Origin of the sequence: Streptomyces sp. NBC_01537 (assembly GCF_045040445.1) — a bacterium.
Lineage (GTDB): Bacteria > Actinomycetota > Actinomycetes > Streptomycetales > Streptomycetaceae > Actinacidiphila.
Genome location: NZ_CP109392.1, coordinates 5,981,223 through 6,007,570 on the forward strand (window position 1 = coordinate 5,981,223; position 26,348 = coordinate 6,007,570).

Annotated in this window: 27 protein-coding genes and 1 tRNA gene; 20 read left to right on the forward strand and 8 right to left on the reverse strand. The window is 70.1% G+C overall.

Going from position 1 to position 26,348, the window contains the following annotated elements; genetic code table 11:
* Positions 1-254: 254 nt before the first annotated feature.
* Positions 255-716 (reverse strand): nuclear transport factor 2 family protein, encoded by a 462-nt coding sequence (locus OG607_RS27640; RefSeq protein WP_405728969.1) that lies wholly within the window; start codon positions 714-716, stop codon positions 255-257.
* A 168-nt stretch (positions 717-884) separates the two neighbouring features.
* Between OG607_RS27640 and OG607_RS27645 the strand changes: the two genes are divergently transcribed.
* The 5 genes from OG607_RS27645 (at position 885) to OG607_RS27665 (ending at position 5,706) form a co-directional block, all read left to right on the forward strand.
* Positions 885-1,700, forward strand: coding sequence for a hypothetical protein (locus tag OG607_RS27645; RefSeq protein WP_405728972.1), 816 nt, complete (start codon positions 885-887; stop codon positions 1,698-1,700).
* Between the two features lie 250 nt (positions 1,701-1,950).
* Positions 1,951-2,481, forward strand: coding sequence for an SMI1/KNR4 family protein (locus OG607_RS27650; RefSeq protein ID WP_405728975.1), 531 nt, complete (start codon positions 1,951-1,953; stop codon positions 2,479-2,481).
* Between the two features lie 321 nt (positions 2,482-2,802).
* Positions 2,803-3,606: a hypothetical protein gene (locus OG607_RS27655; protein WP_405728978.1), complete on the forward strand. Its 804-nt coding sequence runs from the start codon at positions 2,803-2,805 to the stop codon at positions 3,604-3,606.
* Positions 3,607-3,668: 62 nt separating this feature from the next.
* A complete protein-coding gene (locus tag OG607_RS27660) occupies positions 3,669-4,247 on the forward strand; it encodes a Uma2 family endonuclease (protein ID WP_405728981.1) in 579 nt (192 codons plus the stop codon).
* An 82-nt stretch (positions 4,248-4,329) separates the two neighbouring features.
* The gene (locus OG607_RS27665; protein ID WP_405728984.1) at positions 4,330-5,706 is read left to right on the forward strand and encodes an acyltransferase; all 1,377 of its coding nucleotides are present in this window, start codon (positions 4,330-4,332) and stop codon (positions 5,704-5,706) included.
* Here OG607_RS27665 and OG607_RS27670 read toward each other — a convergent pair.
* Positions 5,684-5,896, reverse strand: a complete 213-nt coding sequence (locus OG607_RS27670; RefSeq protein WP_405728987.1) for a hypothetical protein — start codon at positions 5,894-5,896, stop codon at positions 5,684-5,686. The genes OG607_RS27665 and OG607_RS27670 overlap by 23 nt on opposite strands.
* Before the next feature lie 121 nt (positions 5,897-6,017).
* Here OG607_RS27670 and OG607_RS27675 point away from each other — a divergent pair, with 121 nt between their 5' ends.
* From OG607_RS27675 to OG607_RS27685, 3 genes are all read left to right on the forward strand, one after another.
* Positions 6,018-7,808 carry an ABC-F family ATP-binding cassette domain-containing protein gene (locus tag OG607_RS27675; RefSeq protein WP_405728990.1) on the forward strand — a complete coding sequence of 597 codons (1,791 nt, stop codon included), beginning with the start codon at positions 6,018-6,020 and terminating at the stop codon, positions 7,806-7,808.
* 85 nt (positions 7,809-7,893) lie between these two features.
* The gene (locus OG607_RS27680) at positions 7,894-9,015 is read left to right on the forward strand and encodes a PQQ-binding-like beta-propeller repeat protein (protein ID WP_405728993.1); all 1,122 of its coding nucleotides are present in this window, start codon (positions 7,894-7,896) and stop codon (positions 9,013-9,015) included.
* A 199-nt stretch (positions 9,016-9,214) separates the two neighbouring features.
* Positions 9,215-9,904, forward strand: coding sequence for a response regulator transcription factor (locus OG607_RS27685; RefSeq protein ID WP_405728996.1), 690 nt, complete (start codon positions 9,215-9,217; stop codon positions 9,902-9,904).
* On the opposite strand, the gene OG607_RS27690 is transcribed toward OG607_RS27685, so the two are convergent.
* Together OG607_RS27690 and OG607_RS27695 are read right to left on the reverse strand one after the other, a co-directional pair.
* Complete coding sequence (locus OG607_RS27690; protein WP_405728999.1) at positions 9,901-10,221, reverse strand: hypothetical protein; 321 nt, start codon at positions 10,219-10,221, stop codon at positions 9,901-9,903. The two genes, OG607_RS27685 and OG607_RS27690, sit on opposite strands and share 4 nt — an antisense overlap.
* 11 nt (positions 10,222-10,232) lie before the next feature.
* Positions 10,233-11,930 carry a sodium:solute symporter family protein gene (locus tag OG607_RS27695; RefSeq protein ID WP_405729002.1) on the reverse strand — a complete coding sequence of 566 codons (1,698 nt, stop codon included), beginning with the start codon at positions 11,928-11,930 and terminating at the stop codon, positions 10,233-10,235.
* Positions 11,931-12,039: 109 nt separating this feature from the next.
* On the opposite strand from OG607_RS27695, the gene galT reads away from it, so the two are divergent.
* The 4 genes from galT (at position 12,040) to OG607_RS27715 (ending at position 16,457) form a co-directional block, all read left to right on the forward strand.
* A complete protein-coding gene (galT, locus tag OG607_RS27700) occupies positions 12,040-13,086 on the forward strand; it encodes a galactose-1-phosphate uridylyltransferase (protein WP_405729005.1) in 1,047 nt (348 codons plus the stop codon).
* A 94-nt stretch (positions 13,087-13,180) separates the two neighbouring features.
* Positions 13,181-14,170, forward strand: a complete 990-nt coding sequence (gene galE, locus OG607_RS27705) for a UDP-glucose 4-epimerase GalE (protein ID WP_405729008.1) — start codon at positions 13,181-13,183, stop codon at positions 14,168-14,170.
* Positions 14,134-15,327, forward strand: a complete 1,194-nt coding sequence (gene galK / locus OG607_RS27710) for a galactokinase (protein ID WP_405729011.1) — start codon at positions 14,134-14,136, stop codon at positions 15,325-15,327. Before galE ends, galK begins: the two co-directional genes overlap by 37 nt.
* Positions 15,328-15,614: 287 nt before the next feature.
* The gene (locus tag OG607_RS27715; protein ID WP_405729014.1) at positions 15,615-16,457 is read left to right on the forward strand and encodes a LuxR C-terminal-related transcriptional regulator; all 843 of its coding nucleotides are present in this window, start codon (positions 15,615-15,617) and stop codon (positions 16,455-16,457) included.
* 77 nt (positions 16,458-16,534) lie between these two features.
* Here OG607_RS27715 and OG607_RS27720 read toward each other — a convergent pair whose 3' ends face one another.
* Together OG607_RS27720 and OG607_RS27725 are read right to left on the reverse strand one after the other, a co-directional pair.
* Complete coding sequence (locus tag OG607_RS27720) at positions 16,535-17,515, reverse strand: SH3 domain-containing protein (RefSeq protein ID WP_405729017.1); 981 nt, start codon at positions 17,513-17,515, stop codon at positions 16,535-16,537.
* A 219-nt stretch (positions 17,516-17,734) separates the two neighbouring features.
* Positions 17,735-18,232: a MarR family winged helix-turn-helix transcriptional regulator gene (locus OG607_RS27725; protein ID WP_405729020.1), complete on the reverse strand. Its 498-nt coding sequence runs from the start codon at positions 18,230-18,232 to the stop codon at positions 17,735-17,737.
* Positions 18,233-18,377: 145 nt separating this feature from the next.
* Between OG607_RS27725 and OG607_RS27730 the strand changes: the two genes are divergently transcribed.
* Together OG607_RS27730 and OG607_RS27735 are read left to right on the forward strand one after the other, a co-directional pair.
* On the forward strand, positions 18,378-19,211 hold the full coding sequence (locus OG607_RS27730; protein WP_405729023.1) for a trans-aconitate 2-methyltransferase: 834 nt from the start codon (positions 18,378-18,380) through the stop codon (positions 19,209-19,211).
* On the forward strand, positions 19,208-19,585 hold the full coding sequence (locus OG607_RS27735; protein ID WP_405729026.1) for a VOC family protein: 378 nt from the start codon (positions 19,208-19,210) through the stop codon (positions 19,583-19,585). Before OG607_RS27730 ends, OG607_RS27735 begins: the two co-directional genes overlap by 4 nt.
* A 3-nt stretch (positions 19,586-19,588) precedes the next feature.
* Here OG607_RS27735 and OG607_RS27740 read toward each other — a convergent pair whose 3' ends face one another.
* The gene (locus tag OG607_RS27740; protein WP_329317296.1) at positions 19,589-20,275 is read right to left on the reverse strand and encodes a TetR/AcrR family transcriptional regulator; all 687 of its coding nucleotides are present in this window, start codon (positions 20,273-20,275) and stop codon (positions 19,589-19,591) included.
* 7 nt (positions 20,276-20,282) lie between these two features.
* Entirely contained in the window at positions 20,283-21,269 is a 987-nt protein-coding gene (locus tag OG607_RS27745; RefSeq protein WP_405729030.1) for an acyl-CoA desaturase, read from the reverse strand.
* 222 nt (positions 21,270-21,491) lie between these two features.
* Here OG607_RS27745 and OG607_RS27750 point away from each other — a divergent pair.
* The 6 genes from OG607_RS27750 (at position 21,492) to OG607_RS27775 (ending at position 26,207) form a co-directional block, all read left to right on the forward strand.
* Positions 21,492-21,562 (forward strand) — tRNA-Gln (locus tag OG607_RS27750).
* Positions 21,563-21,684: 122 nt separating this feature from the next.
* Positions 21,685-23,118 (forward strand): bifunctional UDP-N-acetylglucosamine diphosphorylase/glucosamine-1-phosphate N-acetyltransferase GlmU, encoded by a 1,434-nt coding sequence (glmU, locus tag OG607_RS27755; RefSeq protein WP_405729033.1) that lies wholly within the window; start codon positions 21,685-21,687, stop codon positions 23,116-23,118.
* A 107-nt stretch (positions 23,119-23,225) separates the two neighbouring features.
* A complete protein-coding gene (locus tag OG607_RS27760) occupies positions 23,226-24,206 on the forward strand; it encodes a ribose-phosphate diphosphokinase (RefSeq protein WP_405729036.1) in 981 nt (326 codons plus the stop codon).
* Between the two features lie 187 nt (positions 24,207-24,393).
* Entirely contained in the window at positions 24,394-24,981 is a 588-nt protein-coding gene (locus OG607_RS27765) for a 50S ribosomal protein L25/general stress protein Ctc (RefSeq protein ID WP_405729039.1), read from the forward strand.
* A 58-nt stretch (positions 24,982-25,039) separates the two neighbouring features.
* On the forward strand, positions 25,040-25,645 hold the full coding sequence (pth, locus tag OG607_RS27770; protein WP_405729042.1) for an aminoacyl-tRNA hydrolase: 606 nt from the start codon (positions 25,040-25,042) through the stop codon (positions 25,643-25,645).
* Between the two features lie 64 nt (positions 25,646-25,709).
* On the forward strand, positions 25,710-26,207 hold the full coding sequence (locus OG607_RS27775; protein ID WP_405729045.1) for a hypothetical protein: 498 nt from the start codon (positions 25,710-25,712) through the stop codon (positions 26,205-26,207).
* Positions 26,208-26,348: the final 141 nt, after the last annotated feature.

Below are 26,348 nucleotides of genomic sequence, written 5' to 3' on the forward strand. Positions count from 1 at the left end.
GATCGACCAGGATGACGGCTCGGTCCGTGAACTCGTTCTCGTGGACGTATTGAGCCCTGCGGACATCACGCCGAGGGCCGGCGTGGGGACCAGCTCGTCTTCAGTGCCAGTGACTCGGGAACATCCCTGTGGATTGCCGTCACACAGGGACAGGAGGCAGAACTCCTGTCCCGACTGGACGCGCTGGGGATCCCACCAACCGCGCTCGCCGGCCAGCCACGTGGCCGCTGAACCGTCAAGGCATCCGTCGACGGCTAGCCGCGCAACCGCTCGGTCTCCCCGCCGAAGGCGAGGAACAGCGTCCGCCCGGCGAGGAGCCAGACTCCGTCGACCTTGCGGAAGTCGTCCTCGTAATGGCCGATGTTCGCGGGGAGGCGGGGCGTCGGCAGGCCGGCGCCCGGGGCGTGGCCGTCGACGCGGTACGTCGCGAAGTACGAGGTCGCGGTGGCCGTGGTGGGGGAGTCGACGGTGACGAGGACATTCGTGGACATGCGGCGGGAGAGCCGGTCGGCGGGGCGGGAGCCGAAGTAGGCGCGCAGCGCGTCGCGGCCCTCGATACGGCGGTCGCCGTCGGGCCAGTGCCAGAAGGCGTGGGGGGTGAAGAGGTCCGCGACGCTGCTCGGGTCGCCGAGGTCGAGGCGGCGGAGGAATTCGACGAGGAGGCGCTCACAGGCGCGCTCGGCGAGGAGCTGTTCGAGGGGGTCCGTGATCTCCATGGGGGTAACAGCTACCAGCTCTCGCCGGGCCAGGCGTAAGGGTTTTCGGGGCGGCGGCCTGGTCCGCCTTCGCTTGGCGTCGGCCGCTGAGGGCCGTCGGCAAACCCGCTGGTAGCCTGCCGGCCGCGGATCAATCAAGCCGTGGCAAAACCAGCAAAAGAGGTGTGCATGAAGGCAGGCATAAGAACCGGCGCCGTCGCGGCGATCGCGGGCGCGCTGGCTCTCGGGGCGTTCACCGCCCCGGCGGCACAGGCGGCGGACACCGGTATCACGGTGTCGCGGATCGTCGTCAACAACGGCAAGCCCATCGTGGTGGGCACCTCGGGCAACTGGGAGCCGTCCCTCACCTTCCGGATCACGCTGCCCTCCGGTTACAGCACCGCCGACCCGTTCGCTTACCACGCGGATCCGTATCTCTACCGCGGCACGACCGCCAAGAAGGGCGCCGAAGCCGGCGGCATCTTCCCGGCGGGATACACCTGCTACGAGGTCAGCTCGAAGGTGGCCGACTGCGAGGGCGAGCTCACCATCGAGCCGCTCTACGACCTCGACTCCAACAGCGACGCCACGACCTGGAAGGTCGGTGTGTTTCTACGCCTGTTCAAGTCCAACGGCAGCCTCAAGGCCCAGGAATACTCGGCGACTTCCGGCCGGGTCAAGGTCCAGCGGAAGGCGAAGGTCACCGTCAACGCCTCGCCGGAGCCGGTGAAGAAGGGCAAGACGATCACCGTCACCGGCAGGCTCACCCGCGCGGACTGGGTGAAGCGCAAGTACGTCGGCTACGCCGGCAAGTCGGCCAAGCTCCAGTTCCGCGCGAAGGGCAGCTCGGCCTACACCACCGTCAAGACGGTCACCTCAAGCTCCACCGGCGCTCTGAAGACCACCGTCAAGGCATCCGTGGACGGCTACTGGCGCTGGACCTCCGGCGCCACCTCCACCACGGGCGCCGCCACCTCGGGCGCTGACTTCGTCGACGTGAAGTAGCGGATGGGGCACTCGTCCGCCCGCGGCTGGTTGCCGCGGGCAGGCGAGTCCGAGCACCGGTGATGCCCCCACATCCGCCGGTACGGCGATGGCCAAGACGCCGGACCCCCTCCTTCCGGCGTCTTACGCTCCGCCAGCCTCTCTTGATCGCCAAGAGGGAGTCGTTAGCAATGAGTCCACGGTTCTATGCACAGAGTGGACACCGGACTCGGGCAACAGCGGTGTCAGTGGGCGTGGTTAGTCTGCGCGCATGACTGAGACGACCGGCGGGGACCGCCGCTTTCCGCCCGCCCTGGCCGAGGTGGCACGGGTCGAATTCGAGTACGGCGAGGATGGCGAGGGCGTCGACTTCGAGCCGTACGACGCCTTCGACTCCGCCGAGGAGACCACCGACTGGCTGCGCAGCTGGACCGGCAATCGCGAGCTGGACGGCGGCGCCTACCGGGTCTTCGGGCAGGACGGCACCGGCGGTCTCGCCGCCATCTGGTGCGCACGGCCGGGGCGGCCCCTCGCCGAACAGCCCGTGGTGTTCTTCGGCTCGGAGGGCGAGCGCGGCGTGGTGGCCGGAAACCTGTCCGACTTCCTGTGGGTGCTGGCCGACGGCTCCGGGCCGCAGGAAGCCGTCGAGTACCCGGACCAGAAGGCACGCCCGAACGCGACTCTGGCCGAGATCGCCGAGCGGCACGCGACGACCCGGCGGCGGCCCGCCCGGGTGATCATCGCCGAGGCCCGGGCCGAGTTCGCGACCTTCGACGAGGACATCGACGAACTCTGCCGGTGACTCTGTGACTGGGTGAGCTCCGGGCGCCGGGCGTCGAGCGACTGTTTGTATCGAACTGGTCAGAGGACATGGGTTCCCGCCCACCCGCCCCCTTCGCAGGCGCGCGGGCCTGCCGGTATGACTAACGGTGACGGGCTTGCGACGGAGGGTGGGGACGCTCTAGCGTTCGCCACAACGCAACGACCCCGGCGAGGTGTTAGAGCACCTGCCGGGGTCTGACCTCCAAGATCGAGGGACGATCTCGTGGCTTCTGAAAACTTTAGTGCTGCCCTGCCCGCCCCCGCACATCCGATGGCCCCTTTGGGTTACGGCAAGCGTGCGGTGACCGATGAAGGCCCGCGCCGCCGGGGCGATTTCGGCCATCTGCCGGAGCGTGAGGCCTATCTGGCGGCGTACATCGACCGGTTGCCGGAAGGCGCGGCGATCGACGTGAAGTCCCTGGCCAAGGCGCAGCCGATGTACGGGCAGGCGGCGGTACGGGCGGGCCTGAACGGCCTGTCTGCGGTGGGGCATCTGCGGCGGTTCACGGAGCCGCGCGGGGAGTCCTCGCAGTGGGTGACGTACACCTATTTCAGCCGTACGGCGCGGGACGCCGCCTGGTGGGCGTGGTTTCGGGCGGGTGGGGCGGTCGAGCAGCCGGCGTCGGAGCCGGTGAGGCCCGCCCGGTCGGCGGCGTACCGGGCGCTGGCGATGGTGGGGGCGGCCGACCATCGGATGATGCTGTCGCACGCCGACTGCGAGGAGTTGGAAGCGCTGGCGGGCGAGTGGCTGGCGCGCGGGGTGTCGGTGGCGCATGTGGTGCGGGAGCTGACGTTCCGGCTGCCGCCGGAGGGCGTGCGGTGCCCTCGGGAGTTCGCCCGGAAACGGCTCGTGGACAAGGTGCCGCCGGAGCCCGCGCCCAGGCCGGCGCCCCGGGCCCGGCGGATCATGCTCTGCACGGGGTGCGATACCCCGGGCGAGCCTGAGGATCTGCCGGGCGGGCTGTGCCGCCGCTGCCGGAGCGAGGGCGAGAGCGAGGCCCGAGGGCGGACGGCGCAGTGGGTGGCGCTGACCCCGGCCGAGGTCCATGTGTGGGCCGGGCGGCTGCGGCAGGCCGCCCGGGTACCGGAAAGGAGCAGCAGGTGACCGCTGAGGTTCAGCACGCATTGCCCGATGCCGGGGCAGTATGGAGGGGAGGAGGCGACGCCATGACCCCCACCACCGCTGACCGGCCCCAGATGCTCGTCGAGGAGTTCGAGGAGCTGGCTCACGCAGCGCCGGAGACCGTGACGCTGGAGTTCATCAACGGAAGGCTAGAGGTCAAGCCGGTGCCGGACGGCCATCATCGCGAAATCGTCATGTGGCTCCTCAGGCAGTGCATGCAGCACCGCCCCGAGCTGTCCCTGTATCCGGAGAGCGGTCTGAAAACCGAGGCCTATCGCAAGGGCCGTGCCCGTGCGGACGGGGTGCTCGCGCCCACCGGAAGCTTCGCCGGGGACGGGGAGTGGTCCGACCCGGACGGCGTACTCATGGCCGTCGCAGTGACGTCGCACGACTCCGACACGAATCAGCGCGACCGGATCGACAAGCGCGACGGCTACGCCGCGGCCGGAATCCCGATCTACCTCCTCATTGACCGCGACGACAGCACGGTCAGCGTCTACCGGCGACCGGAAGACGGAAGGTACCGCACCGTCACGACGCTGGTCTTCGGTGACCCGGTCAAGCTTCCCGCCCCCGTCGGATTCACCCTGGAGACGGAGCAGCTCAAGGACTTCGCCGACTGAGTAGCCGTACTCAGCGGCCACGACGGCCCGTTGAGTAGGGCGGCCCTGACGGCCGGGCCGTCCCGCGCGCGATCGTGTCGGCATGGGCATAGGCATACGCACGCGCAGCTCGCACATGGACGCCGGGGCCGTCGCCGCCGCGACACCCGCCACGCGGGACCGGTACATGGACCTGCTGAGGGTCGCGTCGCTGGCGACGGTCGTGCTGGGGCACTGGCTGATGGCGGCGGTGTCGGTGGGGGCGGACGGGACGGCCGAGGTGGGGAATCTGCTGGCGATCCGGCCGGGGTTGCAGCTGCTGACGTGGGTGTTGCAGGTCATGCCGGTCTTCTTCTTCGTGGGCGGGTTCTCGCACGCGATGTCGTACCGGTCGGTGAGCCGGAAGCTGGCAGGGCAGGGCGTCTACGCGGCCTTCCTGCGGGCGCGGTTGCAGCGGCTGCTGCGGCCGACGATGGTGTTCGTCGCGGTGTGGGGCGCGGGGGCGCTGGCTCTGCAACTGACGGACTCGGGCGGGGACTTGGCCGGGGTGGCGGCGCGGCTGGTGGCGCAGCCGCTGTGGTTCATCGGGATCTATCTGGCGATGGTGGCGTTCACGCCGCCGTTGCTGCGGCTGCACGAGCGGTGGGGGTGGTGGGCGTTCGCGGGGCTGGTCGGCGGGGCGGCGGCGGTGGACGTGCTGCGGTTCGAGGGCGGGGTGCCGTATGTGCCGTTCCTGAACTTCGCGTTCGTGTGGCTGGCCGTGCACCAGCTCGGGTTCCTGCGGGCGGACGGAATGCTGACGCGGCCCGCTCTCCTCGCGGTGGCCGGGCTCGCGGGGGCCGCCTCCCTCGTCGCGTTCGGGCCGTATCCGCTGTCCATGGTGGGGATGCCGGGCGAGCGGATCTCGAACATGGCCCCGCCGACGTTCGCGCTGCTGTGCCACGGGATGTGGCTGGTCGGGGCCGTGGAGCTGCTGCGTAAGCCCGCCGCCCGGCTGCTGGAGCGCCCGGCGGCATGGCGGGCGGTAGTGGTGGCGAACGGGATCGCGATGACGGCCTTCCTGTGGCACCTCACCGCGATGCTCGGCGTCTACGCGGTCATGCTGGCCGCCGGCCTCGACCTCCCCGCGCCGGGCAGCGGGGCGTGGTGGGCCCAGGTGCCGCCGCGCATGGCGGTGGCCGCCGGGGTGACGGCGGCGCTGGTGGCCGTCTTCCGCCGCGCCGAGCGCCCGCCCGCCGCCCGGACGGCGGCCCCGCCCGCGCGCTGGGGCGGTCCGGGGGCGGCACTCGGGGTGACCCTCGCCCTCTTCGGGGTGCTCGGGCTGTCCATCGTGGGCTTCGGTGGGCTGCTGGACGGGCACACGGCGGTACTGATCGCCGTACGGATCACGGCCCCGGCGGCGGTGGCCATGGCCCTGGCGGGCTGGGCCCTGGTCGAGGCCGCCGGGAACGCCGGGCTCAGGTCACGCGGCCGACTTTGAGAACTGCGGCCCGTAGATCCTCGTCCTCCAGCCGGGCCATGAAGTCGTCGTGCGTCATCGACGGGCCGGTCGGAGCCGCCTCGCGGGCGGCAGCTTCGGCAGCGTCAGCGGCATCTCGTAGACGCTGAAGCTCCTCAAGCTTGCGCTGACCGAGCCGGTCGCGGGCTTCCGCGAGTGGATACGTCTCCATGGGGACACCGTACGGGCCGGTCCGGTCGCCGGGTGCGAGCGGTTGTGCTGCCCGCATTAGGCTGGTAGGGCTGTCCGCCCCCTCACGCGCAATCACACGCATATCGCGAGCATGGAGAAAAATGGCCGTCAACCTGGTCAACGTCGAGTCCGTCGGCAAGGTGTACGGGACCCGTACGCTGCTCGACGGCATCTCGCTCGGCGTGTCGGAAGGCGACCGCATCGGGGTGGTCGGCCGCAACGGTGACGGCAAGACGACCCTCATCCGGATGCTCGCGAAGCTGGAGGACCCGGACACCGGACGGGTCACGCACCTCGGGGACCTGCGGCTGGGGGTGCTGACGCAGCACGACAGCCTGGACCCGGCGGCGACGGTCCGGCATGAGGTGCTCGGGGACAAGGCGGACCACCAGTGGGCGGGGGACGCCAAGATCCGGGACGTGCTGACGGGGCTGTTCGGGGGGCTGGACCTGCCGGGCTTCCCGGATGGGCTGGACACGGTGATCGGCCCCCTCTCCGGCGGTGAGCGCCGCCGCATCGCGCTGGCGAAGCTGCTGATCGACGAGCAGGACCTGGTCGTGCTGGACGAGCCGACGAACCACCTGGACGTCGAGGGCATCTCGTGGCTGGCGGCGCACCTGCAGGTCCGGCGCTCGGCGCTGGTCTGCGTGACGCACGACCGGTGGTTCCTGGACCAGGTGTGCACCCGGATGTGGGACGTGCAGAGCGGCGACGTGCACGACTACGAGGGCGGCTACAGCGACTACGTCTTCGCGCGCGCCGAGCGGGAGCGGATCGCCGCGACCGAGGAGAGCAAGCGGCAGAACCTGATGCGCAAGGAGCTGGCCTGGCTGCGGCGCGGGGCCCCGGCACGCACGAGCAAGCCCCGGTACCGCATCGAGGCGGCGAACGAGCTGATCGCGGACGTGCCGCCGCCGCGCGACACCGCCGAGCTGATGAAGTTCGCCAACTCGCGCCTCGGGAAGACGGTCTTCGACCTCAAGGACGTGACCGTGCAGGCCGGGCCGAAGGTGCTGCTGAAGCACCTCACCTGGCAGCTCGGTCCGGGCGACCGGATCGGCCTGGTCGGGGTGAACGGCGCGGGCAAGACCTCGCTGCTGCGGGCGCTCGCGGAGGCGGCGTACAGCGACGGGGACAAGCAGCCGGCGACCGGGCGGGTCAGCGTGGGCAAGACGGTGAAGCTGGCGTATCTGTCGCAGGAGGTCGCGGAGCTGGACCCGGCGTGGCGGGTGCTGCAGGCCGTGGAGGCGGTCCGGCAGCGCGTGGACCTGGGCAAGGGGCGGGAGATGACCGCCGGGCAGCTGTGCGAGAAGTTCGGGTTCACGAAGGAGAAGCAGTGGACGCCGGTCGGCGACCTGTCGGGCGGTGAGCGGCGGCGGCTGCAGATCCTGCGGCTGCTGATGGACGAGCCGAATGTGCTGTTCCTGGACGAGCCGACCAACGACCTGGACATCGAGACCCTGACCCAGCTGGAGGACCTCCTCGACGGCTGGCCGGGCTCGATGGTCGTGATCTCCCACGACCGGTACTTCCTGGAGCGCACGACGGACCGTGTGCTCGCCCTGCTCGGCGACTTCACGCTGCGCATGCTGCCGCGCGGCGTCGACGAGTACCTGGAGCGCCGCCGCGCCGCCGTGGAGGCGGCGGCCCCGGCCGCCGCGCCCGCCAAGCCCAAGGGCGGCGGCGACAGCCGCGCGGCGAAGAAGGAGCTGCAGAAGGTCGAGCGGCAGCTCGACAAGGTCGCGGAGCGGGAGAAGAAGCTGCACGCGCAGATCGCCGAGAACGCGACGGACTTCGAGCGGGTCGCGACCCTGGACATGGAACTGCGCTCGCTGAGCGCCGAGCGGGACGAGCTGGAGATGCGCTGGCTGGAGCTCGCGGACGAGGTGTAGCGAGCCGCAGCCGAGCTACAGCCGCAACGTAACGGTGTCAAGTAGGCGCCCGGGGCTGTGAGTTGCCAGTGATACAAAGAGCCCCATGTCGCAGCCGCCGCTTCCCCCTCCGTACGAGCAGCCGCCGCACTACGCCCCCCTGCCCCCGCGCGGCGGCAACGGCAAGCTGATCGGCGTCGTCGTGGCCTCGGCCGTCGCCCTCGTGGCGGTCGTCGGCGGCGTGCTGGGCGCGGCCTCCGACGACGTGGTGACCCCGAAGCGGCCCCAGGTGGGCCCGATCGCCGCCCACTCGCAGCGCGGTAGCGGCAGCGGCGGCAACGCGATCCCGGCCGGATTGCTGTGGACCAAGTCCGGGGCGCTGGGACAGGACGCGTGGTTCACCGGGAACGCGATCGTCGAGGCGACGCCGGACGCGGTGGTCTCCCACGACATCGACAGCGGGCACGAGAACTGGTCGGTCCCGCTGTCCGGCGAGCCCTGCCCCGCGGCGCGGAAGAGCCCGGACGACCGGATCGTGGTGCCGTTCGGCGCCGGGTGCGCCCGGCTGATGGCGATCGACATCGCCAAGGGCGCCGTGTTGTGGACGGCGAAGGTGGCGGCGAACTGCGGCGACGTCGGCTCCGGGGGCGGGTCGGAGCCGATCGCGGTCATCCAGTGCGGTACGTACCTCCAGGGGATCAGCGCCTCCGGCGACAGGCAGTGGAGCTGGGCAGTGCCCTCGCACAGCGAGCTCAGCGCTGTGATCTCCACCGACCCGGTGGTGGTCGGGCTGTCGGCCGGGCGCGGCTCGCCGCTCTCGGAGGTCGTGTTCCTGGAGGACGGGAGGGAGAAGTCCCGTATCCCGCTGGGCAGTCCGGGCGCGGAGGGCTACGCGGTGGACTCGGACACGCTCTACGCCTCCACCGGGTTCCACCCGGGGCGGATCGCGGCCTTCGACCTGAGGACCGGACAGGTGAAGTGGCTCGCCGGGCCCGACTGGGAGCGCGAGGTGACGGTGGTCGGCCTGGACGAGGGCGGGGACGAGGTGATCGGGTATCAGGCGGCCGCGTACGGCAAGCCGGGGCGGCTGATCGCGGTGGACACCGCGACGCACGAGGTGGCGCCGTACATGGAGCTCCCGGAGGGCGCCGGAACCGGCGGTCACCTGTGGCTGTACAGGGAGCACTTCTTCGCCACGACGGCGAAGTCGATCACGGCCTTCGGCTGAACGGACACATGTTGTCCGACTGAGATACGAAACAGACCCTTTCGGGAGTGAACCAGCCAACAAAGGGCGGGAATTCCGGTAATGAGGGAGGCTTCTGACCAGTAAGGGGCGCGGAAAGTCGAACAAGCGTGTACCTTCCGGGGCTAGACCCGGGCCCACAGAGGGGGCACAGCTGGGCTCGGTGGATGAGGGGGACGCCATGGGCGTACGGCTTGTGGTGGTCGACGACCACCGTCTGCTGGCGGAAGCGCTCGCCTCCGCGCTGAAACTGCGCGGGCACCGCGTCCTCGCGGCCTCCGCACCCGCCTCCGGTGCGGCCGACCTGGTGCTGTCGCGGTCGCCGGAGGTCTGCCTGATCGGGACCGCGTCCCCGGCCGAGCCGGGGGTCTTCGACCCGGTCGTACGGATCAAGAAGGAGCGGCCGGGGGTGGCTGTGCTGGTCCTCGGACCGGTGCCGAACCCGCGTGGGATCGCCGCCGCCTTCGCCGCCGGTGCCTCGGGCTATGTACGCCACGACGAGCGCATCGAGGGCGTCGAGCGCGCCATGAGCAAGGCCCGGGCCGGCGAGGTCGCCGTCGCCCCCGCCCTCCTCCAGGCCGCCTTCGCCGAACTCCTCAACCCCGTCGCCGAGCCCGACGACGAGGGCACCAGGCTCCTGCAGATCCTCACGCCCCGCGAGATCGAGGTCCTCGTCCGCGTCGCCGAGGGCGAGGACACCCGCCTCATCGCCGCCGGCATGGGCATCGCCCCCAGCACGGCGCGTACGCACGTACAGCGCGTCCTGATGAAGCTCGGCGTCGGCTCCCGCCTGGAGGCGGCGGCCCTGGCAGCCCGGACCGGTCTGCTGGACCGCGCCTCGGCCCCGCCCCGCCCGGCAGCGGCTCCCTAGGGGTGCGGGGATTCGCCCGACGCCTTGGGCGCGGCCGGGGGCGGAGGTGTCGGGCTGAGCTTGAGCCACACCAGGAAGAACAGGCCCAGCAGCAGCATCCCCAGCCCCGTCCAGAGGTTGAGGTTGATGCCCTGGGCCTTGTCGATCTCGGCGTCGGACGCGACGAGGCCGGCGATCGTGACGATGACGCCGTAGACGGTGAAGAGGCCGCCGATGATGCGGCGGATGTCGAACAGGCGGGCGGCGGTGGTGGAGAGCTTCTCCAGCTCCTCCACCTGGTGCTGGTACTCGGGCTCGCGCGGCTCGTTGTCGGTCATGTGATGTCACCTCAGAACGAGAAGGGGATGTAGCACAGCGCGGCCAGCACCAGCGCGGTCCAGCCCAGCAGCGCGGGCCGGCGGTACCAGGCGTCGTCGCCCTTGGCGGGGGGCTCGGCCACGCCGGGGGAGCGGGTGCCGTAGACCAGGCCGGCGAGCTCGGAGGCGGTCTTGGGCGGGGTGAAGGCGGTGACGGCGACCATGACGACGGCGCCGGTGACGAAGGCGACGATCGCGGAGACGAAGTTGGCGCCCTGGTCGCTCGGGATGCCGATGACGTCCTGCTTGTAGAACCAGAAGTAGTTGATCATCGCGGCGACCGTGCCGCTGAGCAGCCCCCAGAAGCCCGCCTTGGCGGACGTCCGCTTCCAGAACATGCCGATGATGAAGACCACGAACATCGGCACGTTGAAGAAGGAGAAGAGCGTCTGCAGGTACGCCATGATGTTGCTGAACGTGGACGCCAGGAAGGCCGTGCCCATGCTGGCGCACACCCCGATCACGGTGATGATCCGGCCGAAGCGCACGTAGTACTCGTCGGGGCGGCCCGGCCGCACGTACGGCCCCCAGATGTCGTTGGTGAAGACCGTGTTGAAGGACGAGACGTTCGCCGCCATGCCCGCCATGAAGGCCGCCAGCAGCCCGGTGACCGCGATGCCGAGCACGCCGTTGGGCAGCAGGTCCTGCATGAGCAGCGGGATCGCGTCGTTGTACGTCAGATCGGACTTGTCGGTGCCGATCGTCGGCAGGATCGCCGCCGCGACGAGCCCGGGGACCATCACGATGAACGGGATGAAGATCTTGGGGAAGGCCGCGATCAGCGGGGTCCGCTGGGCGGCCGAGAGGTTCTTCGCGGACAGCGCGCGCTGGACTTCGGCGAAGTTGGTGGTCCAGTAGCCGAAGCTGAGGACGAAGCCGAGGCCGAGGACGATGGTCAGCCAGTTCGCTCCGAGCGGGTTGGGGTCGCCGATGCCGGTGCCGTTCCAGGCGGTGGTGAAGTCGGCGCCGTGCGAGGCGTCGAGCGTGTCGGTGAGGCCGCTGATGCCGCCGACCCGCTTGAGGCCGACCACCGTCAGGGGGATCAGCGCGGCGAGGATGACGAAGAACTGCAGCACCTCGTTGTAGATCGCCGAGGACAGGCCGCCGATGGTGATGTAGATCAGGACGAAGAACCCGGCGACGACGATGGCCACCCACTGCGGCCACCCGAGCAGCGCCTCGACGACGATCGCCAGCGCGTAGAGATTGACGCCCGCGATGAGGATGGCGGCGCACGCGAAGAGGATCGAGCTGAGCAGGTGCGCGCCCCGGTCGTAGCGGTGCAGCAGGAACTCCGGTACGGACCGGACCTTCGACCCGTAGTAGAACGGCATCATCACCAGGCCGAGGAAGACCATGGCCGGGATCGCGCCGATCCAGTACCAGTGCACGGTGTACGCGCCGTACTGTGCTCCGTTGGCCGCCATGCCGAGGATCTCGGTGGCGCCGAGGTTGGCGGCGACGAAGGCCAGGCCGGTCACCCAGGCCGGCAGGGAGCGGCCGGACAGGAAGAAGTCGAGGCTGGTCTTGACGCTGCGCCGGGCGGCGAAGCCGATGCCGAGGACGACGACGAAGTAGATCGCGAGGATCGAGTAGTCGAGCACGTTGGTCGGCAGCCGGAGATCGTCGGCGAGTTGGAGCGGGGAGTGCGGGGAGGGCAGGGAGCGCATATCGCCGATGCCTCCCCGGAATGCCGGAATCATTGACGCAACTGTTGCCTTGTGGTTAATTGTGTTCGCTTATGTTTGGTGGACGGATGAGGAGCCAGGAGCCCGCACGGTGAAGAAGACGACGACCCGGCTCGCCGACGGTCGCGAGCTGATCTACTACGACCGCCGGGACGACGCGGTGCGCGACGCCGTCGACCACCGGCCGCTCGACCCGGTGGCCACCGCCTCGGAGATCCGCCGCGACCCGCTGCTCGGCGACTCCGTCGCGATCGCGTCCCACCGGCAGGGCCGCACCTACCTACCGCCCGCCGACGAGTGCCCGCTGTGCCCGTCGCGCGAGGGCCGGCTCAGCGAGATCCCGGACAGCGACTACGACGTCGCGGTCTTCGAGAACCGCTTCCCCTCCCTCAGCGGTGACACCGGGCGCTGCGAGGTGGTCTGCTTCACCTCCGACCACGACAAGTCCTTCGCCGACCTCACCGAGGACCAGGCCCGCCTGGTCCTGGACGCCTGGACCGACCGCACGGCCGAGCTGTCCCAGCTGCCCTCCGTCGAGCAGGTCTACTGCTTCGAGAACCGCGGCAAGGAGATCGGCGTCACCCTGGGCCACCCGCACGGGCAGATCTACGGCTACCCCTCCGTCACCCCGCGCACCGAGCTGATGCTGCGCTCCCTGGAGCAGCACCGCGAGGCCACCGGCGGCCGCAACCTCTTCGACGACACGATCGCCGCCGAGCTCGCCGACGGCTCCCGCATCGTCATGGACACCGCGCACTGGACGGCCTTCGTCCCCTACGCCGCCCACTGGCCGTACGAGGTGCACCTCTACCCCAAGCGCCGGGTGCCGGACCTGCTCGGCCTGGACGAGGAGGCGCGCTCGGAGTTCCCGGAGGTCTACCTGGAGCTGCTGCGCCGCTTCGACCGCATCTTCGGCGAGAACGAGCCCGCGACCCCGTACATCTCGGGCTGGCACCAGGCGCCCTTCAGCAGCGAGCTGCGCCGCGAGTTCGCGCTGCACCTGGAGCTGTTCACCATCCGCCGCACGGCGGGCAAGCTGAAGTTCCTGGCGGGCTCGGAGTCCGGCATGAGCGCCTTCATCAACGACGTGCCGCCGGAGGCCGCGGCGCAGCGGCTGCGGGCGGTCGCAAGCGTATGAGCGCCTTCATGGAAAGCTCTCAGCGAGCCCTCACGAGCCGCCGCTACGGTGGCGGCGAGACGGACACCGGAGACATGAGGAAGGCAGTGACCCTGTGAGCAGCGACCCCACGGGTACGAAGAAATACCTGGTCACCGGCGGCGCCGGCTACGTCGGCAGCGTCGTCGCCCGGCACCTGCTGGAGGCGGGCCACGAGGTCACCGTCCTGGACGACCTGTCCACCGGCTTCCGCGCCGGGGTCCCCGAGGGCGCCGAGTTCGTCGAGGGCCGCATCCAGACCGATGCCGCGCGCATCCTGGACCCCTCCTACGACGGCGTGCTGCATTTCGCCGCCAGCTCCCAGGTCGGCGAGTCCGTCGTCAACCCCGAGAAGTACTGGCGCAACAACGTCGCCGGCTCGCTGGAGCTGCTCGCCGCCATGCGCGGGGCGGGCGTGCGCAAGCTGGTCTTCTCCTCCACCGCCGCCACGTACGGCGAGCCGAAGACCGTCCCGATCACCGAGGACGAGCCGACGCTGCCCACCAACCCGTACGGGGCCTCGAAGCTCGCGGTCGACCACATGATCACCAGCGAGGCCACCGCCCACGGCCTGGCGGCGGTCTCGCTGCGCTACTTCAACGTCGCGGGCGCGTACGGCAGCTCCGGCGAGCGCCACGACCCCGAGTCGCACCTCATCCCGCTGGTCTTCCAGGTCGCCCAGGGCCGCCGCGAGGCCATCTCCGTCTTCGGCGACGACTACCCGACCCCCGACGGCACCTGCGTCCGCGACTACATCCATGTCGCCGACCTCGCCGACGCCCACCTCCTCGCCCTGGAGCACGCCGCCCCCGGCGAGCACCTGATCTGCAACCTCGGCAACGGCAGCGGCTTCTCGGTGCGCGAGGTAATCGAGACCGTCCGCCAGGTCACCGGCCACCCGATCCCCGAGGTCATCGCCCCGAGGCGCGGTGGCGACCCGGCCGTACTCGTGGCCTCCGCCGAGCGGGCGAAGGAGCGGCTGGGCTGGAAGCCGTCCCGCGCCGACCTCGCGGGTATCGTGCGCGACGCATGGGAATTCACGCAGAACCTGGAGAACGAGAAGTGACGGCAGACGCCCTTCGCGACGCCTTTCGCGCGGTTTACGGCACCGACCCGGAGGGTGTCTGGGCGGCACCCGGCCGGGTCAACCTGATCGGTGAGCACACCGACTACAACGACGGCTTCGTGATGCCCTTCGCGCTGCCGCACACCACGATCGCGGCCGTCTCGCGCCGCGACGACGGGCTGCTGCGGCTGCACTCCGCCTCCGGCGACGTGGACGGCGCCGTCGTCGAGCTGTATGTCGGCGAACTGCACCCCGACGCCCCGGCGCAGGGCTGGGCCGCGTACCCCGCCGCCGTGTTCTGGGCGCTGCGCGACGCGGGCCACGCGGTGGGCGGCGCGGACATCCACTACGAGTCCACCGTCCCCACCGGCGCCGGCCTGTCCTCCTCCGCCGCCCTCGAAGTGGTCACCGCGCTCGCGCTGAACGACCTCTACGACCTGGGGCTCGAAGGCTGGCGGCTCGCACGGCTGTGCCAGCGCGCCGAGAACGTCTACGTCGGCGCCCCCACCGGCATCATGGACCAGACCGCCTCCGCCTGCTGCACCGCCGGCCACGCCCTGTTCCTGGACACCCGGGACCTGTCGCAGCGCCAGATCCCGGTGGACCTCGCCGCGCAGGGGCTTCGGCTGCTGGTCGTCGACACCCAGGTCAAGCACGCCCACAGCGAGGGCGAGTACGGCAAGCGGCGGGCCGGCTGCGAGGCGGCGGCGGACGCCCTGGAGGTCGACGCGCTGCGGGACGTCCCCTTCGAGGGGCTCGACGACGCCCTCGCGCGCCTGGACGACGAGGAGCTCGTCCGCCTCACCCGCCATGTCGTCACCGAGGACCACCGGGTCGAGCAGGTCGCCCGCCTGGCCGGGGACGGCGACTTCCGCGCCCTCGGGCCGGTCCTGACCGAGGGTCATGCCTCACTGCGCGACGACTTCCGCATCTCCTGCCCGGAGCTGGACCTGGTGGTCTCCGCCGCCAACGACTCCGGCGCGCTCGGCTCCCGGATGACCGGCGGCGGCTTCGGCGGCTCGGCGATCGTCCTGGTCGAGGACGCGGCGGCGCACAAGGTCGAGGAGGCGGTGCTGGCGGCCTTCGCCTCGGCCGGCTTCCGTACCCCGCGGGTCTTCAGCGCGGTTCCGTCCGAAGGCGCCCGCCGACTGGCCTGAACCGATCAGTATCTGCAACAAAACCCAACTCCATCAAGCAAGTTTTGCCATTCCGGCGCCTTTGTCAGCCCCTGCCCCTACGCTTTTTTCACAGCGCCGGTGGGGGCCGGCGCAGCATCAGGGGGCGAGACACAAGGGTTCGGCACCTGGAACGGGGTAGTAGTCCACCACCTACGGCGGCGGTCGTACGGACGGTGGCTGCGGTGCACAGCCCCGCTCCGGGTGCCGGATCCTCCGTGGCGACCGCCTCCACCTTGGGGGACTGCCAAATGCCGGGAGTGGGGCCCGTGGTACGGATTCGCGTTCTCGTCGTGGACGACCATCGCATTTTCGCCGAATCGCTCGCCGCAGCCCTGGCTGCCGAGCCCGATGTCGATGTATCGGCGGCCGGCAGCGCACCGGCCGCTCAGCGCTGCCTGGAGCGCGCCGCGGCCGACGGCCGCCGCTATGACGTCCTGCTCGTGGACGCCGACCTCGGCGCCGCCGCCAGAGTGCCGGTCACCGCGGCGGCCCTGAACACCGCCAGCCTGAGCACCGCCAACCGGGTGCCCGAGCCGAGGGTGCCCGAACCACGGCTGCCCGAGCCGGGGTTGCACGCGGTCCCCGCCGACGGGCACGTCCCGGTCGCGCCGGCCGACGGCATAGCCCTGGTCGAGCGGGTGCGCACCGACCACCCGGCGATGCGCACCATCGTCCTCGCCGAGCGCGACGACGCCCGCCGCGCCGCCCGCGCCCTGCAGGCCGGGGCGTCCGGCTGGGTCGCCAAGGACTGCTCACTGTCCCGGCTGCTGGCCGTCACGCGCGGCGTGCTGCGCGACGAGACCCATCTGCCGCCCGCGCTGCTCACCGGCGTACTGCGGGAGTTGACCGCCGCCCGCCGGCACCGCACCGAGAGCGAGCGCCTCGTGGAGTCGCTCACCCCGCGCGAGCAGGAAGTGCTGCGCTGCATGGTCGCCGGGCTGGGCCGCAAGGCGGTGGCCGAGCGGCTCTACCTCTCCCCGCACACGGTGCGTACGCACATGCAGAACGTGCTCGGCAAGCTTGGCGTCCACTCGACGCTGGCCGCCGTGGCCCTGGCCCGGCGCGCCGGGGTCGGACCGGCCGACCTGGCGGCGAACGCCGGGGCCTGAAGCAGGCGCTGAGGCGGCGGCCTGCTCTCCCCGCGAACGGGGAAAGCAGGCCGCCGGGTCACCGACAGGAGCCGGTGTCAGTTGCCACCCTCAGCGCTGTCCCAGCCGTTGCTGTTGTCGCTGCTGTTCCAGTCCTGGTTGTGGCTGCTCTCGGAACCGGAGTCGTGGCCGTTCTGACGGCCGTCCTGACGCCCGTTCTCGCGGCCGTTCTCCTGGCCGTTCTGACGGCCGTCCTCGCGGCCGTTCTCACGCCCGTTCTCACGCCCGTTCTCACGCCCGTTCTCACGGCCGTTCTCGCGGCCGTTCTCACGCCCGTTTTCGCGGCCGTTTTCGCGGCCGTTCTCCCGGCCGTTCTCCCGGCCGTTGTTGTTGTCCTGGTGCCAGCCGTTGTTGTTGTGGTTCCCGTGATTGTCGTCGCGCTCCTTGAAGTGGCAGAAGCGCGGCGCCGGACCGATATTGCTGATGTAGCGGGCCGCGGACCAGGCCCACATGCCCTTGGCCAGCTTGTACCAGCGCGGGTTGCCGTCGACGACCTGTGAGTTGACCTTGCACTGGATCCACACGAGCGAGCCGCGGGACAGGGTGCCGAGGACTCGGGCGTGGGTGCTGGGCGCGGAGCGGACCCGCAGGCCGATCCGGGCGGTGACCCGGCCCTTGTAGAAGGACCGGTGCGGGTAGTAACCGGAATTCGCCACCGGTGCCGACATGGCCGACATCTCGCCGGACAGGTCCGGGAGTTGGGCGTCGGCCGCATTGGAGCCGTCGACTTCATCGGACTGGACCGGGTCCAGTCCGCTGGTGTCGAAGTCCGGCGCCAGGCCGTCGTCGTCCTGGAGCAGGCCCGGGGCGGCGGCGTCTGGGGCGGCGGCGTCCGGGGCAGCGGCGTCCGGGGCGGCGATATTCGGGGCGGTGACCTCCGGGGCGGTGACCTCAGGGGCGTTGCCCTGCGGCGCGTCGTCGGCGAACGCGGTGCCGGTGCTGCCCAGTGCGAGCGTGGTGGCGATAACGCCGGTCACGGTCGCGGTGGCTATCTTGGTCAGGCTCTTCTGCAGAGTCATCTGCATCTCCAATGTTGGAGAGGGACCCGGCGAGGGTCCGGAATGGAAACCGACGCTTTTTTTAAAGCCGAATGACACGTCGGGTGCCGCAAAAGTGCCGTTTTGGTCTTTATGCGGCCTTCACACCATCAAGCTAGGTGTGCCACTATGAGTGCGCAACCGGTAGCGGTGCGTGTCCGCCGAGTGGGTGGCTGAGTGCGTGCCGGCCAAGATCCGGAATCAGCCCGGTACGTTGTCGAAGGGTGCCGTCAACTGCCGCAGCAGTCCGGCCAGTTCGACGCGCTGGCGGTCGGAGAGCTCGGCCAGGATCGCCCGCTCCTGGGCCAGTAGCCCGGCCAGGGACTGGTCGGCCCGGTCCTGGCCCTCGTCGGTCAGCCGCACGAGCACGCCGCGCCGGTCCGAGGGGTCCGGGAGTCGTTCCACGAGGCCCTTTTTCGCCAGCCGGTCGATGCGGTTGGTCATCGTGCCCGAGGTGACGAGCGTCTGGGTCAGCAACTGCCCAGGTGAGAGCTGGTACGGGTGCCCGGCGCGGCGCAGTGAGGTGAGTACGTCGAACTCCCACGGCTCCAGGCTGTGCTCGGCGAAGGCCAGCCGCCGGGCGCGGTCCAGATGCCGGGCGAGCCGGCTCACCCGGCTCAGCACCTCAAGCGGCTCAACGTCGAGGTCGGGGCGCTCTCGGCGCCATGCAGCGACCAGCCGGTCGACCTCGTCCTCCATGGCGATCAGTGTAGTGGTTCTGTCGACATGAAGTCTCTTGACATCAAGATATTAAGTGGGGGACGGTATGGAAAGTGTCCGCAACAAGCGCCAACTACACTTCTGACGCCTTGTGACACCTCTTTGACCAGGGGGTTTTCGAACAATGCAAGCAGCAGCGACCTGGGATCCGCAACAGTATCTCCGGCACTCCGCCCACCGCGCCCGGCCTTTCCACGACCTCCTCACCCGCATCCCCGACCTCCCCGGCACGCCCGTGCGCATCGCCGACATCGGCTGCGGCCCCGGAAACGTCACCGTCCTGCTCGCCCAGCGCTGGCCCGACGCCCACATCACCGGCTTCGACAGCTCCCCGGACATGCTGCGGGCCGCCCAGGCCTACGAGGGCCCCACCCCCGGCGGCGGCTGCCTCGACTTCCGGCCCGCCGACGCCGCCCACTGGACCCCCGACCTGCCCTACGACCTCATCGTGTCCAACGCCGCCCTCCAATGGGTCGAGGGCCACCCCGACCGCCTCCCGGTCTGGTTCGACCACCTCGCCCCCGGCGGCACCCTCGCCTTCCAGGTCCCCGGCAACTTCACCTCCCCCAGCCACGCCCTCCTCGGCGAGCTCTGCGACGCCCCCCAGTGGCGCGACCGCCTCGGCGACGGCCACGGCCGCCGCTTCGTCCACATCCTCGAACCCGCCGGCTACCTGGAGCGGCTCTCCGCCCTCCCCGGCCTCGCCGCCGAGCCCGACGTCTGGGAGACCACCTACGTCCAGCTCCTCCACGGCGACGACCCCGTCCTCGACTGGACCAAGGGCACCGCCCTGCGCCCCGTCCTCACCGCCCTCGCCGACGACCCCGCCGCGCGCGGCGAGTTCCTCGCCCAATACCGCGACCTGCTCCGCAAGGCGTACCCGGCCGGACCGCGCGGCACGGTCTTCCCCTTCCGGCGGATCTTCGCCGTCGTCCACAAGCGAAAGGAAACCGCGTGATCAGCGCTATAGACCATGTTCAGCTCGCCGCCCCGCCCGGCACGGAGGGCGACCTTCGCGCCTTCTACGTGGACGTCCTCGGCCTCACCGAGCGGGCCAAGCCGCCCGTGCTCGCCGGCAGGGGCGGCTGCTGGTTCGCCACGGCGGACGGCACCGTCCAGCTCCACATCGGCATCGAGGAGGCCTTCCGCCCCGCCCGGAAGGCCCACCCGGGCCTGCGGGTCACCGGCATCCACGGTTTCGCGAAGCGGCTGCAGGAGCGCGGCGCGAAGGTGGTCTGGGACTACGACCTGCCGGGCCATGAGCGGTTCTTCTCGGAGGACCCGGTCGGCAACCGGATCGAGTTCCTGGAGCCGGTTCCGATGCGGAGCTGACCGTCAGTTCTTGCGGTGGCCGATGAGTCGGGGCTTGGGCTCAAGCCCCGACAGGCCGTTCCAGGACAGGTTGACCAGGTGCGCGGCGACCTCCGCCTTCTTCGGCTTCTGGGTCTCCAGCCACCACTGGCCGGTGAGGGCGACCATGCCGACGAGGGCCTGGGCGTACATCGGGGCGAGCTTGGGGTCGAAGCCGCGTTGCTTGAACTCCATGCCGAGGATGTCCTCGACCTGGGTGGCGATGTCGCTGATCAGGGAGGCGAAGGTGCCGGTGGACTGCGCCACGGGCGAATCGCGGACGAGGATGCGGAAGCCGTCCGTGTACTGCTCGATGTAGTCCAGGAGGGCGAAGGCCGCCTGTTCCAGGAGCTCGCGCGGGTGTCCGCCGGTGAGCGCGCCGGTGACCATGTCGAGCAGGCGCCGCATCTCGCGGTCGACGACGACGGCGTAGAGGCCTTCCTTGCCGCCGAAGTGCTCGTAGACCACCGGTTTGGAGACGCCGGCCTTGTGGGCGATCTCCTCGACCGAGGTGGCCTCGAAGCCGCGCTCGGCGAACAGCGTCCGGCCGATGTCCAGGAGCTGCTCGCGGCGCTCCTTGCCCGTCATGCGTACGCGCCGGGCGCGCCGCGCGGTGGGCGGAGTGGGCGGACCGTCGCCGCTGCCGCCTCTGGTACTACTGCCGTCGCTCACGCGTCAATCATGCCGCTTCACTGACACTTTCTTTACGGCGGGCCGCGATACGGTCAGCGGTCGGCCATCGGACGTCGGTCGCCCAGCCCAGCTGTTCGAACCAGCGGATGATCCGGGCACTGGAATCGATCTGCCCGCGGAGCACCCCGTGGCGGGCGGAGGTGGGGTCGGCGTGGTGGAGGTTGTGCCAGGACTCGCCGCAGGACAGGACGGCCAGCCACCACACGTTTCCGGACTTGTCGCGGGAGCGGAAGGGCCGCTTGCCGACGGCGTGGCAGATGGAATTGATCGACCACGTGACGTGATGGAGCAGAGCCACCCGAACGAGTGAACCCCAGAAGAAGGCGGAGAGCGCGCCGGCCCAGGACATGGTGGCCAGGCCGCCGATCAGCGGGGGCAGGAGCAGCGAGAGCAGGGTCCAGGCCCAGAAGTCGCGGCTGATACGGCGGATCGCCGGGTCCTTGACCAGGTCGGGTGCGTACTTGTGCTGCGGGGTCTGCTCCTCGTTGAACATCCACCCCATGTGTGCCCACCACAGGCCCTTCATCAGGGCCGGGACGGTCTCGCCGTACTTCCAGGGGCTGTGCGGGTCGCCCTCGTCGTCGCTGTACTTGTGGTGCTTGCGGTGATCCGCCACCCAGCGCACGATCGGGCCTTCGACGGCCATCGAGCCGGCGACCGCGAGCGCGATCTTGAGGGGGCGGTTCGCCTTGAAGGAGCCGTGGGTGAAGTGCCGGTGGAAGCCGATGGTGATGCCGTGGCAGCCCAGGTAGTACATCCCTACCATCAGGCCCAGATCGAGCCAGCTCATGCCCCAGCCCCAGGCGAAGGGGATCGCCGCCAGCAGTGCGATGAACGGGATGCCGATGAAGAGGCCGAGGGTGATCTGTTCGATCGAACCCTTCTTGTCCCCGCCGAGTGTGGCCTTGGGAAGCTGCTCCGTGCCGGGTTCGGGGTCCCGGGACTCTGTGATCACGTCCGTCTGTGTGGGCATGGTGGTCCCTCGCCGGGGTGTGGGGGTGGGGTTTGTACGGATTATGCTACGCGGCCGTAACCTACGGCTTCGTAAGTATGGCAGCGCTGAGTCGTAACGGAACAGATGCCGCGTGTCGGGCAGGCGTCGGGCTTCTTGACTACTGGTACCCCGGGAACGTCGTCGCATCCACACCCCCGGGTACGGCATAGTGGTGGCGCGCGAGCGCGATGATCCGCATGATCCGCTGTGGTGTAATGGCAGCACTGCCGGTTTTGGTCCGGTAAGTCCGGGTTCGAATCCTGGCAGCGGAGCGCAGACCCTGGGCCACGGCTTTTACGCTGTGGCCCTTTCGCGTTTCCGCTCCGAGTATCTGCCACGAAACGCCCCGGTATCCTTCGGGTGTCCCAAGAACCCATGCCGAGGAGCCCTTTCCGTGAGCGCCCACCGCCCGGCCGCCGTTGTCGTTCTTGCCGCAGGCGAGGGCACCCGCATGAAGTCGGCCACGCCCAAAGTCCTGCACGCGATAAGCGGTCGTTCCCTCCTGGGTCATGTCGTGGCGGCAGCCCGCGCGCTGGACCCGGAGAACCTGGTGGTCGTGGTGGGCCATGCCCGGGAGCGGGTCACGGCGCACCTCGCGGAGATCGACGACCGGATCCGCAGCGTCGTCCAGTACGAGCAGAACGGCACCGGGCACGCCGTGCGCGTGGCCCTGGAGGAGCTGCCGGGGCTGAGCGGCACCGTCGTCATCACGGCCGGGGACACCCCGCTGCTGACGGCCGACGCGCTGCGCGCCCTGGTCGCCGCCCATGACGCCTACGGCAACGCGGTGACCGTGCTGTCCGCCGAGGTGCCCGACCCGACCGGCTACGGGCGGATCGTGCGGGACGCCGTGGACGGCTCGGTGCTGGCGATCGTGGAGCAGAAGGACGCGACCGACGGGCAGCGGGCGATCCGGGAGATCAACTCCGGTGTCTTCGCCTTCGACGCGCGACTGCTCGCGGACGCGCTCGGCAAGATCACCACGGACAACGCGCAGGGCGAGGAGTACCTCACCGACACCCTGGAGGTCCTCCGCAAGGAAGGCCACCGCGTCGGCGCCGCGATCGCCGCCGACCACCGCGAGATCGCCGGCATCAACAACCGCGTACAGCTCGCCGAGGCCCGTCGGGTCCTCAACGACCGGCTGCTGGAGCGGGCGATGCTGAGCGGCGCGACGATCGTCGACCCGGCCTCGACCTGGGTCGATGTGACGGTGGAGTTCGAGCCGGACACCGTCGTGCTGCCCAACACCCAGCTGTACGGGGCCACCCGGATCGCCACCGGCGCCGAGGTGGGCCCCAACAGCACGCTGACGGACACCACGGTCGGCCCGGGCGCCCGGGTGAGCAACACGGTCGCGGACGGAGCTGAGATCGGCGAGGAGGCCACCGTCGGCCCGTTCGCGTATCTGCGCCCCGGGACGCGGCTGGGCGCGAAGTCGAAGGCGGGCACGTACGTCGAGATGAAGAACGCCACGATCGGCGAGGGCACCAAGGTGCCGCATCTGTCGTATGTGGGCGACGCGACGATCGGCGAGTACAGCAACATCGGCGCGGCCAGCGTGTTCGTGAACTACGACGGACAGGCGAAGCACCACACGACGATCGGGTCACACTGCCGTACGGGGTCGGACAATATGTTCGTGGCGCCTGTCACAGTCGGCGACGGTGCCTACACCGCCGCCGGGTCCGTGATCACGAAGGATGTGCCGGCCGGCTCACTGGCCGTCGCCCGTGGCCAGCAAAGGAATATCGAGGGCTGGGTGGCCAGAAAGCGTCCGGGAAGTGCCGCCGCGCAGGCCGCCGAGCAGGCCTCGGGGGCCGAGTAAAGCCTGGGTTGGGGCGGTTCCCCCGCGTGTACGGGTGGCTTGAACAGCGCGTACCGTGTGAGGACCACACAATTCCGCCGCCAGTCGAACTCCAAGGAGACGGTGCAGTGACCGGGATCAAGACGACCGGTGAGAAGAAGCTGATGCTCTTCTCCGGCCGCGCACACCCCGAGCTCGCGGAGGAGGTGGCACGCCAGCTTGGTGCCAGCCTCGTGCCGACCAAGGCGTTCGATTTCGCGAACGGTGAGATCTACGTCCGCTTCCAGGAGTCCGCGCGTGGCTCCGACGCCTTCGTGATCCAGAGCCACACCGCCCCCATCAACAAGTGGATCATGGAGCAGCTGCTCATGATCGACGCGCTGAAGCGGGCCTCCGCCAAGCGCATCACCGTGGTCGTGCCCTTCTACGGCTACGCCCGCCAGGACAAGAAGCACCGCGGCCGTGAGCCGATCTCGGCCCGGCTGATCGCCGACCTGCTCAAGACGGCGGGCGCGGACCGGATCCTCACGGTCGACCTGCACACCGACCAGATCCAGGGCTTCTTCGACGGCCCGGTGGACCACCTCTTCGCGCTGCCGCTGCTGGCGGACTACGTCGGCGCGAAGGTGGACCGCAGCAAGCTCACCATCGTCTCCCCGGACGCCGGCCGGGTGCGCGTGGCCGACCGCTGGTGCGACCGCCTCGGCGCGCCGCTGGCGATCGTCCACAAGCGCCGCGACCCGGATGTGGCCAACCAGGTCACCGTCCACGAGGTGGTGGGCGATGTGAAGGGACGTATCTGCGTCCTGGTCGACGACATGATCGACACCGGCGGCACCATCTGCGCCGCGGCGGACGCCCTGTTCGCCAACGGCGCGGAGGACGTCATCGTGACGGCCACCCACGGCGTGCTGTCCGGCCCGGCGGCCGACCGGCTGAAGAACTCCAAGGTGAGCGAGTTCATCTTCACGGACACCCTGCCGACGCCGGGCGAGCTGGAGCTGGACAAGATCACGGTGCTGTCGATCGCGCCGACGATCGCCAACGCGGTGCGCGAGGTGTTCGAGGACGGTTCGGTGACGAGCCTCTTCGAGGACTCGCACCACTGATCGCTTCGCGGTGATCGATTTCTTTGTGGGCCTCCCCGCCGGGTAAACTCATCGAGTTGCTCGGCGAGGGAGGCCCTCTCTTTTGAAAGCCTCCGTTATCGACGCGCTCCTTGTAACAGGGAACGGCCCGTCGCGGGCCGGGTGACGTGAGCACACCGTCCACCACCGCTACAAGGAGTTGAACCTCATGGCCGAGATCAAGATCGCCGGCGAAGTCCGTACCGAGTTCGGCAAGGGCGCCGCCCGCCGTGCCCGTCGCGCCACTCTGGTGCCGGCCGTCATCTACGGTCACGGTGCCGAGCCGCAGCACGTCAACCTGCCGGGCCACGAGCTGCTGCTCGCGCTGCGCGCCAAGAACGTGCTCATCAACGTCGAGTTCGGCGGCAAGAACCAGCTGGTGATCCCCAAGGCCGTCCAGCGTGACGCCCTCAAGGGCTTCATCAAGCACGTCGACCTCCTCGCGGTCCGCCAGGGCGAGAAGGTCACCGTCGAGGTCCAGGTCGTGGCCGAGGGCGAGCTCGCCGCCGGTGGCAACCTGCTGGAGCACGTGCTCAACGCCCTGCCGGTCGAGGCCGAGGCCACGCACATCCCCGAGTCCGTCACCGTCTCCGTCGAGGGCCTGGAGGCCGGCGCCTCCATCCTCGCCAAGGACATCACCCTCCCCAAGGGCACCACCCTGGCCGTCGACGAGGACACCGTCGTCCTCCAGGTCCTGGCCGCCCAGGCCGAGGCCCCCGCCGAGGGCGAAGAGGCCGCCGAAGGCGCCGAGGCCTGAGCCGCAGCTCTCCCACCGCCGCTCCGCTCCGTCAGGGGCGGGGCGGCGGTCCTGTTGAATGGACAGCATGAGCATGAACGTCGCATCGGAAACGGCCCCCGAAGGACCCTGGCTGGTCGCCGGGCTCGGCAACCCCGGGCCCGAGTACGCCGGCAACCGGCACAACATCGGTTTCATGGTGGCCGAACTCCTCGCGGAGCGGATCAGTGGCCGGTTCAAGGCGCACAAGAGCCGCGCGCAGGTCGTCGAGGGCCGGATCGGCGGGCAGCGCGTCGTGCTGGCCAAGCCGATGACGTTCATGAACCTGTCGGGCGGCACGGTCACCGCGCTGCGCGACTTCTACAAGGTGCCGGTCGGCAACATCATCGCCGTCCATGACGAGCTGGACATCGACTACGCCACGCTGCGCCTGAAGAAGGGCGGCGGCGACAACGGCCACAACGGCCTGAAGTCGATCACCAAGGCGCTGGGGCCGGACTACCTGCGCGTGCGGTGCGGGATCGGACGGCCGCCCGGGCGGATGGACGTGGCAGCCTTCGTGCTCAAGGACTTCTCCTCCGCCGAACGCAAGGAGCTGGACTGGTTCGTGGACCGGTCGGCGGACGCGGTGGAGGCGCTGATCTCGGAGGGCCTGGAGCGGGCGCAGGGCACGTACAACAGCTGACGCCGTAGTGCCGGCCTCGAACCACGGTTGACCGAGCGGCATGTTTTGGCCAAGGATCGCCCGCATGGTCAAACGGAGCCGTACCCGCCGCACCGCCGAGAGCGCCTGGGGTCTGCTGCTTGTCGGCAAGGTCCTTCTGCTGTCCGCCCTGGTGCTGCTGATCCTCACCGCGGGCGTCTGGACATCGTGGAAGACCGCCCAGCACGTCATGCTCACCAAGGGGCGGGAGCACGGCACGATGACGGTGACGGCATGCGACTCCAAGACCTGCACCGGGCCCTTCGTGCCGGAGGACGGCGACGGGACCGCACGGGCCAAGGTGACGGTCGACAAGGCGGTCACCCATCACACGGGGGAGCAGATCCCCGTCGCCGTCGAGCCGGGAACGGACACCGTCGTGCGCAACGACCTCGCGGGGGTGCTGCACACCTGGATCCCGCTGGGCGGGGCGCTCTTGCTCGCGTCGATGATTCTCGCCGGCGGCCTGGGGCTGCGCCGCGTCGCGTGGAGCGTCGGCCTGACCGGGGCGGGGCTGCTGTTCGCGGCGTTCCTGGCGCTGTGAAGTGAGCCGGTTGGCCGGATTGTTACGCCCCGATAATGGGACTCCTGGGATATGAGCTGATAGATGGTGCGTTATCGGCCTTGACGGGCGGCTGAGATGGCTGGAATCTGCTCCTGCCCCCGCGCTTCTCGTTCTTCCACT